9 protein-coding genes are annotated in these 11,722 nt (G+C 64.8%); 5 read left to right on the forward strand and 4 right to left on the reverse strand.

What is annotated here, in order from left to right; all coding sequences use genetic code 11:
* The first annotated feature begins 21 nt into the window (after window positions 1-21).
* Window positions 22-1,236 (forward strand): serine hydrolase domain-containing protein, encoded by a 1,215-nt coding sequence (locus tag ACLBKT_RS05085; protein WP_410181870.1) that lies wholly within the window; start codon window positions 22-24, stop codon window positions 1,234-1,236.
* Between the two features lie 15 nt (window positions 1,237-1,251).
* On the opposite strand, the gene ACLBKT_RS05090 is transcribed toward ACLBKT_RS05085, so the two are convergent.
* The 3 genes from ACLBKT_RS05090 to purF all read right to left on the reverse strand — a co-directional run bounded on the left by ACLBKT_RS05090 (window position 1,252) and on the right by purF (window position 3,935).
* Window positions 1,252-1,599 carry a PilZ domain-containing protein gene (locus ACLBKT_RS05090; protein WP_410181871.1) on the reverse strand — a complete coding sequence of 116 codons (348 nt, stop codon included), beginning with the start codon at window positions 1,597-1,599 and terminating at the stop codon, window positions 1,252-1,254.
* A gap of 125 nt (window positions 1,600-1,724) precedes the next feature.
* The gene (locus ACLBKT_RS05095; RefSeq protein ID WP_410181872.1) at window positions 1,725-2,441 is read right to left on the reverse strand and encodes an SDR family NAD(P)-dependent oxidoreductase; all 717 of its coding nucleotides are present in this window, start codon (window positions 2,439-2,441) and stop codon (window positions 1,725-1,727) included.
* Window positions 2,442-2,447: 6 nt separating this feature from the next.
* Window positions 2,448-3,935: an amidophosphoribosyltransferase gene (gene purF, locus ACLBKT_RS05100; RefSeq protein ID WP_410181873.1), complete on the reverse strand. Its 1,488-nt coding sequence runs from the start codon at window positions 3,933-3,935 to the stop codon at window positions 2,448-2,450.
* A gap of 216 nt (window positions 3,936-4,151) precedes the next feature.
* On the opposite strand from purF, the gene ACLBKT_RS05105 reads away from it, so the two are divergent.
* The 4 genes from ACLBKT_RS05105 (at window position 4,152) to dnaE (ending at window position 10,364) form a co-directional block, all read left to right on the forward strand.
* Window positions 4,152-5,402, forward strand: coding sequence for a lipoprotein-releasing ABC transporter permease subunit (locus ACLBKT_RS05105; protein WP_410181874.1), 1,251 nt, complete (start codon window positions 4,152-4,154; stop codon window positions 5,400-5,402).
* A complete protein-coding gene (locus ACLBKT_RS05110) occupies window positions 5,395-6,087 on the forward strand; it encodes an ABC transporter ATP-binding protein (RefSeq protein WP_410181875.1) in 693 nt (230 codons plus the stop codon). Before ACLBKT_RS05105 ends, ACLBKT_RS05110 begins: the two co-directional genes overlap by 8 nt.
* Window positions 6,088-6,111: 24 nt before the next feature.
* Window positions 6,112-6,591 (forward strand): glutathione peroxidase, encoded by a 480-nt coding sequence (locus ACLBKT_RS05115; protein ID WP_410181876.1) that lies wholly within the window; start codon window positions 6,112-6,114, stop codon window positions 6,589-6,591.
* 176 nt (window positions 6,592-6,767) lie between these two features.
* Window positions 6,768-10,364: a DNA polymerase III subunit alpha gene (gene dnaE / locus ACLBKT_RS05120; protein WP_410181877.1), complete on the forward strand. Its 3,597-nt coding sequence runs from the start codon at window positions 6,768-6,770 to the stop codon at window positions 10,362-10,364.
* A gap of 66 nt (window positions 10,365-10,430) precedes the next feature.
* Here the strand turns inward: dnaE and ACLBKT_RS05125 are convergent, their stop codons facing one another.
* Window positions 10,431-11,573, reverse strand: a complete 1,143-nt coding sequence (locus ACLBKT_RS05125; RefSeq protein WP_410181878.1) for an OmpA family protein — start codon at window positions 11,571-11,573, stop codon at window positions 10,431-10,433.
* Window positions 11,574-11,722: the final 149 nt, after the last annotated feature.

An 11,722-nucleotide genomic window follows, 5' to 3' on the forward strand; every position in this document is an offset into this window, starting at 1 on the left:
ACGGAAAAACGGGAGGATGGCATGATGCGCGCAGATCGGCGATTGGCAGGGGTGGTTTCGGGTCTGGCGCTGGCAGCGCTGCTGGGTGCATGTGCGGCAAGCTCTGGCACTGCGCCTGCGGTAGCCACGGGCCCCGCCGCCGCCGCCGTAAGGCTGACTCAGCCGCCCACGCGCGATCCTTCGGATCTGGCCGTGCTGTTCTGGAATGACAGCCAGCGCTCGGAGCGTTTCCGTGCGATGGAGCAATGGTTCGCCGGGCACGAAGTCCCCGCCGCCAAGACCCCGCGCGCGCTGCCCAAGGGCACGCCGCTCAGCCCTGGCTTGCAGGCCGAGATCACCGGTCTGATGCAGGCGACCAACACCGCCGGGGTGATGGTGCTCGTCGATGGCAAGGTGGTGCACGAGGAATATGGCCTCGGCCTGAAGCCGACCGACCGCTGGACCAGCTTTTCGGTCGCCAAGAGCTTCACCTCAACCCTCCTCGGCGCGGCGGTGAAGGACGGGTTTATCACCAGCCTCGATAATCCGGTGACGCAGTACATCCCCGGCCTCAAGGGTTCGGCCTATGAGGGCGTGACCGTCCGTCAGCTCGCCACCATGACCAGCGGCGTGAAGTGGAACGAGGACTACACCGATCCCATGTCCGATGTCGCCCAGACGAACCGTTTCGTGGTCGAATACGGCCCGGAGGCGATCGTGGCGCAGATGAAGGCGCTGCCGCGCGAGGCCGAACCTGGCGCGAAGTGGGTCTACAAGACCGGCGAGACAAACCTGATTGGTGTACTCGTCGAAAATGCCGTGGGTGAGCCGCTGGCCGAATATGCGCGGGCCAAGATCACCGAGCCGGCCGGGTTTGCCGGCGGGCTGTTCTGGATGGTCGATCCACGCGGCGGGAATATCGGCGGGTGCTGTCTGTCGCTCACGCTCGGCGACTATGCCCGCATGGGCCAGTTCGTGCTGGAAGGCGGCAAGGGCGTGTTGCCCGAAGGCTGGTTCGCCGAGGCGACGGACAGCGCGGTCGATTTCGGGGACAGCGGTTTCGGCTATGGCTACCAGTGGTGGACCTATCCGCAGGGCACGTTCGGCGCGCAGGGCATCTTCGGTCAGGGAATCACGATCTTCCCCGACAAGCGCGTGGTCTTCGCCTATGTCGGCAACTGGGCCACGGCCAGCGGCGGGCCGGAGCGCGGGCAGCTCCTCGATCTCAGCCGGAAGGTCGCGGCAGAGGCGAAGTAAGCGCCTGCGCCAGCCTCAGATCATCTGGCGATAGACGCCGACGTTGCTGTAGCGTTGCAGGATGTTGTCGTGGACGATCGGGCTGAGCAGTTCGCTGAAGGCGCAGCCGACGATGCAGTTGTCCCACCACACGACTTCGGCCTGAAGCGATTCGAGGCCGGGCAGCGTCAGCCAGCAAATCTGGCCTTCGTGCATCCGGTTGATCGACGCGGCCGAAAAGCCGGAGATCGACAGATCATGCACCACGCTTTGGAACGCACGTCCGCCCGAGGCGCGCAGGGTCGCCGGGATCGTCAGCCGCGTGCGCGGACTGCACCGATCTTCCTGCGCTGCGGAGCTGTAGGGATCTGAACTCAGGGGCATTGCTTGAGCCTTGTACTGAAAGCTGAGGTCTCTCCGGGCGATGTGGTCCGCGCAGGAGTGTGCCCCAGCGATCGTAAAGCGCGGGTTTCAGCACATGGTTAACGCGGGCGTAAGCAGACTTGGGTTTAGCCGATCCGTTCACGGTGGAGGTCATCAAAGCCTTCTACCAGCAACGCCACCAACCGGTCGGCCACCACTTCGGGGGCCTTGACCGTTGCAGGGTCTTCGCCCGGATAGGCGCGCGCGCGCATTTCGGTGCGGGTGGCGCCCGGATCGACAATCGCGACCCGGAGGGGGCTGAGGCGCTCGACTTCGGCGGCATAGGTTTCGAGCAGATTCTCGAATGCCGCCTTGGTCGCGCCATAAGCGCCCCAATAGGGGCGCGGCGTGGCGGCCACGCTGCTGGTGAGGCCGATGATCCGGCCCGCTTCGGCGCGGCGCAGCAGCGGATCGAACCCGGCGAGCAGCGCCTGGGTCGCCACCACATTGGTCAGCAGTGCCTGATTGAACGGCTTGGGTTCGATCTGTGAGGTCGGCGTCAATTCGGGCAGGTAGGCCGCCGCCAGCACCATGATGTCGAGCGTCTGCCAACGCCCTGCAATTGCCGCGGCGAGGCGGGTGACGGCGTCAGGCTCGGTCAGGTCGATCGGTGCAATGGTCGACGTGCCACCAAAGGCGTGGATCTCGTCCTCGACCGCTTCCAGCGCCTTGACCTTGCGCGCCACCAGAATGACGTGCGCGCCGGCGTGGGCCAGCGCCTTGGCGGTGGCGGCACCGATCCCGCGGCTGGCGCCGGTGACAAGCGCGGTGCGGCCGGAAAGCGGCTTGGCAGTATCGGTCATGATGGATCAGGCAGCCTTGGGATCAGCAAAGGGAAGTTCGGCGCTCTTCTGTTCGGCAAGCGCGAGGTCGGTCAGCGACGTGGGATAGTCGCCGGTAAAGCAGGCGTCGCAGAATTGCGGGCAGGTGGTGTTGCGCGCCTGCGATCCGACCGCGCGGTAGAGCCCGTCGATCGAAATGAAGGCGAGGCTGTCGGCCTTGATGAATTCGCGCATCGGTTCGAGCTCCATGCGCGCGGCCAGCAGCTTGGAGCGTTCGGGGGTATCGACCCCGTAGAAGCAGGAATGCGCCGTCGGCGGGCTGGCGACGCGGAAATGGACTTCCTTGGCACCCGCTTCGCGCATCATTTCGACGATCTTCATCGAGGTCGTACCGCGGACGATGGAATCGTCGATCAGCACGATGCGCTTGCCTTCGACCAGCGCGCGGTTGGCGTTGTGCTTGCGCTTCACGCTCGAATGGCGCGCGCCGTCCGATGGCTGGATGAAGGTCCGCCCCACATAGTGTGAGCGGATGATTCCGAGTTCGAACGGCAGGCCTGATTCCTGCGCAAAGCCGATGGCTGCCGGAACGCCGCTGTCCGGCACCGGCACCACCAGATCGGCCTCGCACGGGGATTCGAGCGCGAGCTGCATCCCGATCGCCTTGCGCGCTTCGTAAACCGAGCGTCCCGCGAAAACAGAATCGGGGCGGCTGAAATAGACGTGTTCGAAGATGCAGGGGCGCGGGGCCGGGCTGCCGAAGGGGCGCACCGAGCGGATCTCTCCGGCGAAATCGACCAGCACCAGCTCGCCGGGCTCAATCTCGCGGATCACTTCGGCACCCACGACATCGAAGGCGACGGTTTCCGACGCGAACAGGATCGCGTCGCCCATACGGCCCATCACCAGCGGACGGATGCCGAGCGGGTCGCGGCAGGCAATCATGCCCTCGGGCGTCATCACGATCAGGGCATAGGCGCCCTCGACCAGCCGCAGCGCATCGACCAGCCGATCGGCAATGGTGGGATAGCGCGACGTGGCGACGAGGTGGATGATCACCTCGGTGTCGGAGGTCGACTGGAAGATCGAACCCTTGTTCACCAGATCGGCGCGCAGCATCATCGCGTTCGAGATATTGCCGTTATGGGCTACGGCGAAGCCGCCGCTTGCCAGATCGGCATAGAGCGGCTGGACGTTGCGCAGGCCCGATCCGCCGGTGGTCGAATAGCGCACATGGCCCGCGGCCATATGGCCGGGGAGCGCCGCTATCGCCTCGGAAGAGGAGAAATTCTCGGCAACATGGCCCAGCCCGCGTCTGGCGAAGAATTCCTTGCCGTCAAAGCTGACGATGCCGGCCGCTTCCTGCCCGCGATGCTGGAGCGCGTGGAGCCCCAGCGCGGTCGTCGCCGCCGCATCATTGGCGCGGATCGCGCCGAAGATTCCGCATTCCTCGCGCAGCTTGTCGCCATCGCTATCAAGGAAGGGGTGAGTCACATTGAGGGGCGTCATCGGCATCACCAGACCTGTCCGCGAACCATGCTGCCGCGGCGCAAGGCTCCAATGGCGATGTGACGGATCAATTACAAGTCAAAGCACGCCCATCTGCCCCGGCTTTTTGCTGACCGGCGTGTGACAGGCAGGCTCGGGGACAGGCTATAACATTGGATTGCCGCGAGCAGGCATGCGCTCTACAGGCAGGGTTCAGCCAATAACGGGCAACCCGCACCTCTCATGCTCTCCCCCTTCGAATGGATGATCGCCAAGCGCTACCTCTGGCCCGGCAAGGCGGAGGCGTTCATTGCGCTTGTCGCCGGCATATCGGTCGGCGTGGTGGCGCTGTCGGTCGCGCTGCTGGTGGTCGTGATGAGCGTGATGAACGGCTTTCGCGGCGAATTGCTCGACAAGATCGTGGGGCTGAACGGCCATGCCGTGGTGCAGGGCTATGATGGCAAGCTCAATGACTGGCGCGCTGTCATGGCCGATATCGAGAAGACGCCGGGCGTGGTTGAAGTTTCCCCGCTGATCGAGCGGCCTCTGCTCACCAGCTTTGGCGGGCGGGTCGAGGCGATCTTCCTGCGCGGCCAGTCCGACAAGGATATTGCCGCTTTGGGCGAGAAGGTGCTGCTGGGCGACATCCGCAGTCTGGCCGAGCCTGGGCAGGACGGCATGGGCCGGGTCGCGATCGGCAGCCGTCTGGCACAGAACCTCGGCATCCGGGTTGGCGACGTCATCACCATCATCAATCCGGCGGGCCGGACCACGCCCTTCGGCACATCGATCCGGCAAGTCGGCTACGAAGTCGGCGCGATCTTCGAGGTCGGGATCTACACCTTCGACGAAAAGTTCGTGATGCTGCCGTTGAAGGACGCGCAGCAATTGCTGCTGATGGGCGACTCCGTCGCGCAGATCGAGGTGACGGTGGATGACCCGGACAAGGTCGGCGAAATCCTCGCGCCTGTCTCTGCGCGGCTGACCGGCAAGGCCGTGATCGCCGACTGGAAATCGATGAATGCGGCTCTGTTCGAAGCCTTGCAGGTTGAACGCGTGGCGATGTTCTTTGCGCTGTCGTTCATGGTTTTGGTCGCCGCGTTCAACATTCTTTCCAGCCTCGTCATGCTGGTGCGCGCCAAGACCCGCGACATTGCGATCATGCGTACGATGGGCGCGACGCGGCGTTCGATGCTCAAGATTTTCGTGACGACCGGCACCACGGTTGGCGCGATCGGGACGATGACAGGTCTGGCGCTCGGTGCGATCATCCTGTTCTTCCGCGAGCCGATTGTCGATTTCGTCGCCTTTGCCACCGGGCAGGAAATCTGGGACCCGCAGGTGCGGTTCCTCTCCACCCTGCCTTCGCGGACCGATCCGTGGGAAGTCTTCGGCATTGTGATGCTGGCGCTGGGGATGAGCTTCCTGGCGACGCTCTATCCCGCGCTCAAGGCGGCCAATACCGATCCGGTACAGGTGCTGCGTTATGAGTAGCCCTCTCATCACCGGGGCACCCATCGTGTCCTTGCGCGGATTGAAGCGCGCCTTCGAACAGGGCGGGCAGCGGATCGAGGTGCTGCGCGGGGTCGATCTCGACATCATGCCGGGAGAGATCGTCGCTCTGCTGGGGCCGTCCGGCTCGGGCAAATCGACCATGCTGCAAGCGGTCGGGCTGCTCGAGGGCGGGTTCGAAGGCTCGATCAGCGTGGCGGGCGAACGTGCCGAAGACCTCGGCAGCGATCAGCGCACCCGGCTGAGGCGCGAGCATCTCGGCTTCGTGTACCAGTTCCACCACTTGCTGCCCGATTTCAATGCGCGCGAGAATGTGGTGATGCCGCAGATGATCCTCGGCGTGGCGCGGGCGGAGGCGGAGGCGCGGGCCGACAGCCTGCTCGCCAGCCTCGGCCTTGGCCAGCGCCTGACTCATCGCCCCAGTCAGCTTTCCGGCGGGGAGCAACAGCGCGTCGCCGTCGCCCGCGCGCTCGCCAACCGGCCGACGCTGGTGCTGGCGGACGAGCCGACCGGCAACCTTGACGAACACACCTCGGAAACCGTTCTCGCCCAATTCCTCGATCTGGTGCGGGGTGAGGGCAGCGCGGCGCTGGTGGCGACGCACAACGAACGCCTCGCGGCGAAAATGGACCGGGTGGTGCGCCTCAAGGAAGGTGTGCTCGTTTAAACGCATGAACAGGGGATCACGGATATGACGACGATTGCCGACTTTACCGTCACCACCAATCGGGGTGAGCCCCTCGACCTCAAGGACAAGCTCGGCACGGTGCTGCTGGTGGTCAACACCGCGAGCAAATGCGGCTTCACCCCGCAGTATGACGGGCTGGAAAAGCTGTTCCAGCAATACAAGGACCGGGGCTTTGAAGTGCTGGGCTTCCCCTGCAACCAGTTCGGCGGTCAGGAACCCGGCAATGCCGATGAGATCGAGCAGTTCTGCAAGGTCAATTTCGGCGTCACCTTCCCGCTGATGGCCAAGATTGACGTCAACGGTGCCAAGGCCTCGCCGCTGTATGATTGGATGAAGACCTCGGCCAAGGGGCTGATGGGCTCGACTTCGATCAAGTGGAACTTCACCAAGTTCCTGATCGGCCGGGATGGCATGGTGGTGAAGCGCTACGGCCCGACCGACGCGCCGGAGAAGATCGCCAAGGACATCGAAGCGCTGCTTTAGACCCGTCATCGTCATTGCGAGGAGCGCAGCGACGCGGCAATCCATGAACCGGAGGTCCCCGCTTGGACCTACGGTCTGGTCATGGATTGCTTCGCCTTCGGCTCGCAATGACGAGATGCCGGAAAAGCCTGCTGTCCCGCCTTGGCGAATCTGTGGCTGACCCGCATATTCGCGTGATGCCCTTCGCCCCCTTCGTTCCTCTGCGCGTGCTTTCGTCCTACTCGATGCTCGAAGGGGCGATCGATCCCAAGGACATTGCCAAGCTGGCAAAGGAGCGCGGCTATCCCGCCATCGCCATCTGCGATCGCAACGGGCTTTACGGGATCATGGCCTTCGCCGCTGCCTGCAAGAGCGAAGGCGTGCAGCCGATCATCGGCGCGATGCTGGGCGTGGCGCGCGATGATGAGCGCGGCGGGGTCGATTACCTGCCGCTGTTTGCGCAGGACGACGCGGGCTATGACAACCTGTGCTATCTGGTCTCCTCCGCGCATCTCGACCGGCCGCTGGAGCGCGATCCGCACGTCACGCTTGCCGACCTTGAGGGCCGCACCGCGGGCCTGATCGCGCTGACCGGCGCGGGTGAGGGCGGGGTGACGCGGCTGCTGGCCGAGGGGCAGCATGAGGCCGCCGCGCGCCTTGCCGATCGGCTCGAAGCGCTGTTTCCGGGGCGGCTCTATATCGAACTCGCGCGTCACGGCGATCCGGTGTGCGAACGGGCCGAGGATGCGCTGATCGACCTCGCCTATGCGCGCGACCTGCCGTTGGTCGCGACCAATCCCGCCAACTTCGCCGAACCTCACATGCACAAGGCGCATGACGCCATGCTGTGCATCGCGAATTCGACCCAGATCGACGCGGATGATCGCCCGCGCTCCAACCCGCAGGCCTTCGTAAAATCGGCGGCGATGATGGAGGAGGCCTTCGCCGACCTCCCCGAAGCGACCGCCAACACGCTGGTGATCGCCCAGCGCTGCGCCTTTGCGCCGCCCTATCGCAAGCCGATCCTCCCCAGCCTCGCGGGCGACCTCTCGGGCGAGGCGCGGATGCTGGCGGAAGATTCGCGGCTGGGATTGGTCGAACGGCTTGCGCCCTACTACCCGGAAGCCGTTCGGCCTGAGCTTGTCGAAGCCCTGCTTTTGCCGTCTGCCGAAGCGCTCGAAGAACAACAACAGGCCTTCGACAAGCTCAGGACGAACGGTGTCTGGGACGAGGTGCTGGAATACAAGCGCCGCCTCGAATTCGAGATCGACGTGATCGTGAAGATGGGCTTTCCCGGCTACTTCCTGATCGTGGCCGATTTCATCAAGTGGGCCAAGGAACAGGGCATCCCGGTGGGCCCGGGGCGCGGCTCGGGGGCGGGCTCGGCGGTGGCGTGGGCGCTGACCATCACCGATCTCGATCCGATCAAGCTCGGCCTGCTGTTCGAGCGCTTCCTCAACCCCGAACGCGTCTCGATGCCCGACTTCGATATCGACTTCTGCGAAACGCGGCGCGGCGAGGTGATCCGCTACGTCCAGCAGAAATATGGCAGCGACCACGTTGCCCAGATCATCACCTTCGGCAAGCTGAAGGCCCGCGCGGTGCTGCGCGATTGCGGGCGCATTCTCCAGATGAGCTACGGGCAGGTCGACCGCCTCTGCAAGATGGTACCCAACCATCCGACCGACCCGTGGACCCTGCCGCGCTCCTTGAACGGGGCGGCGGATTTCAAGCGCGAGTATGACAACGACAAGGAAGTGAAGCGCCTCGTCGACCTTGCGATGCAGCTGGAAGGCCTGCCGCGCAATTCCTCGACCCACGCGGCGGGCGTGGTGATCGGCGACCGGCCGCTCGCCAAGCTGGTGCCGCTGTACCGCGATCCGCGCTCGGACATGCCGGTGACGCAGTTCGACATGAAATATGTCGAAAGCTCCGGTCTGGTGAAGTTCGACTTCCTCGGGCTGAAGACGCTGTCCGTGCTGCGCAAGGCCGTCGACCTGCTGGAAAAGCGCGGCATCGCCATCGATCTCGGCGCGCTGCCCTTGGACGACGCACAGGTCTACCACCTCATGCAGGCGGGCAACACCGTGGGGGTGTTCCAGTTGGAATCGGAGGGGATGCGCCGCACGCTCAAGGCGGTGAAGCCTACCAATTTCGGCGACATCATCGCGCTCGTCTCGCTTTACCGTCCGGGGCCCATGGACAACATCCCGCTGTTCGGCCAGCGCAAGGCGGGCGTGGTGCCGATCGAATATCCGCACCCCAAGCTCGAGGGCATCCTTGCCGAAACCTACGGGATCTTCGTCTATCAGGAACAGGTGATGCAGGCCGCGCAGGTGCTCGCGGGCTATTCGCTCGGCGACGCGGACCTGCTGCGCCGCGCGATGGGCAAGAAGGTGCAGGCGGAAATGGACGCCCAGCGCGGGCGCTTTGTCGAGGGCTGCAAGGCCAACTCTAACATCGAACCCAAGCGCGCCAATGAGCTGTTCGACTTGATCGACAAGTTTGCGGGCTACGGCTTCAACAAGTCGCACGCCGCCGCCTATGCCCTGCTCGCCTACCAGACCGCGTGGCTGAAGGCGCATTACCCCGAGGAGTTCTTCGCCGCCTCGATGTGCTTCGACATGCACCAATCGGAAAAGCTCAACGTCTTCGTCGATGACGCGCGCCGCTACCCCAACGGGCAGGGCGGGGTCGAGGTGCTGGCGCCCTGCATCAATGCCTCGGAGGCCGAATTTACCGTTGAGCAGACCGATACGGGCTACGCGGTGCGCTATGCCCTCGCAGGGATCCGCAATGTCGGCGAAAAGGCGATGGATGCGATCGTGGCCGAGCGCGGGGCGAATGGGCCTTTCGCCAGCCTCAAGGACCTGTTCGAACGCCTGCCGCAGGGCACGATGAACCGCCGCCAGCTGGAAGGGCTGATCTGCGCGGGCGCGTTTGACGGGCTGGAGCCTAATCGCGCGCTGCTGTTTGCCAATGCCGATCTGCTGATGGCGGTCGCCGATGCCGCGATCCGGGAACGCTCAAGCGGGCAGGTCGGGCTGTTCGGCGGGGATGCAGGGCCGGCGGAGGATCTGCGCCTCCAGCCGTGCGAGCCGTGGTCGCGCACCGACCGCATGGCGAAGGAACGCGAGAATTTCGGGTTCTATTTCTCGGCTCACCCGGTGCAGCAGTTCCGCGATGTCGCCTCGGCCAATGGCGCGCGCACCTATCAGAGCCTGATGGAAGCGGGCGCGCCTGCGGGCGGGCGCGGGTCGGCGGTGATGGCGGTGATGGTCGAAGGCATCACCAAGGCGCGCACCCGCAAGGGCGGCACCTTTGTGCGGGCGGATTTCTCCGATAGCTCGGGGCAGTTTTCGGCGGCCTGTTTCGAAGAGGCGCTGGTGCCGCAATTTGAACGCTGGGCGGCGGATGGCGAATGCCTGCTGCTGACCGTCGAGCTGGACGCGCCCAGCCCGGACGAGCCGCCCCGCCTTACCGTGCGCGGCGCGCGCCCGCTGGCAGCGGTCATCGGGGCGACGGCGATGGAGCTTTCCGCCGATATCGCCTCGGTCGAAGCCCTTTGCGAACTCCAGATCGAGCTTGCCGCGGCTCAGGGTGAGCGTCCGACTGGATCCGGCGAAGTGCTGGTGCGGTTAAAGCTGGCCGACGGCGATCAGGTGCAGATGCGGCTCGGCAGCCATTTCGTGCTGACTGGCGAGCTGGCCGAGAGGCTGGCGGCCGTTGACGGCATCGCCAAGGTCGCGCTGGTGCCGCTCAAGAAGCGCGGGAACCTGCGGCTGGTCGCCTGAGCGGTCGCGAAAAAGGGGGCGGATCGCTCCGCCCCCCCTTCATTTTTCCGTCAGACGGAGTGACGATTACATCCCCGAACCCGGGCCGTAGGTCACTTCGACGCGGCGGTTCTGCGCTTCGCGCACGCCATCGGCGGTCGGCACGCGCGGCTGGCTTTCGCCAAAGGCTTCGCCCGAAATCTGACCCGACGGCACGCCGCGACCGGTCATGTAGCTGCGCACGGCTTCATTGCGCCGCTGGGCGAGGCCCATGTTGTACTGCGCGCTCCCGGCCTTGTCGGTGTGACCGGCCAGCATCACGCGGGCGTTGCCGCAATTGGCATAGGCGGTCACCGCGTTGTTGAGGATGGTCGATGCTTCGGGCGAGATGTCCGAACGGTCGAAATCGAAGAACACGATGTAGGGGCCGGTGTTGCACGCAGGCTTGGGCGGCGGCGGGGGAGCGACCGGAGCCGGCGGCGGCGGGGGTGCGGTTACCGGCGGCGGCGGCGGCGGGGCCGCGACCGGAGCCGGTGCGGGGCGACCGCCGAAGTTGTAGGTCAGGCTCGCGAGCACCGAGTGCGCCGAGTAATCCGCGCGCAGATCGCGGCCATTGGCGGCCTGCAAATCGAAGTTGTCGGCGACGAAGTAACGGTACTTCACGCCCAGATCGACATTGTCGGTGACCGCGAGACGCGCGCCCGCCAGCAGCTGCCAGGCGAAATCGGTCGCGCTGTCATCAATCACGGTGCCAACGCCAGCCACTTCGACCGGGAGCTTCAGGTTGGCGATACCAACGCCGCCGCCGCCGAAGACCTGGAAGCCGTCATCCTTGCCGAATTCGACCAGCGCATTGACCATGCCGCTGTAGATTTCGAGATCGCGCGAATTCTGCACCCGAGTGCCCGAAGGTACGGTCAGGCCGCCCGGCAGGATCGCCGAATTGACCACGGTCAGGCCTTCATAGCCCGCCCGCTTGTAGCCGCCTTCGGCTTCGAGGCGGAACGCGCCGAAATCGTAACCGATCACGACATCGCCATCGATGCCGAGATTGGTGTCGGCAAAGGCCGCGTTGTTGTAGGTGTCGTTGCCAGCGTCGATGTCGACATCGACCTGATCGTCGAAGCTGACGCCGCCATTGATGCCGATATAGGCCTGGCCTTCACGTGCCAATGCGGGCGCGGTGACGATCATCGCAGCGCCTGCCATGAGAAATGCAGTCTTTTTCATTGTTCTAATCTCTCGAAAAGGGATGCCCGGGGGTAATTGGCACCGCTCTGTGCCACGGTTGTGACACACGGGATTTGTGAGCGGCGTGGGGGATAGTGTCGCGATGGTCGGAATGTTTCATGACATCGGGACGAAACGTGTCAGCGATT

The sequence above is a fragment of the Erythrobacter sp. W302b genome (assembly GCF_046452395.1).
In the GTDB taxonomy this organism is placed as follows: Bacteria; Pseudomonadota; Alphaproteobacteria; order Sphingomonadales; family Sphingomonadaceae; genus Erythrobacter.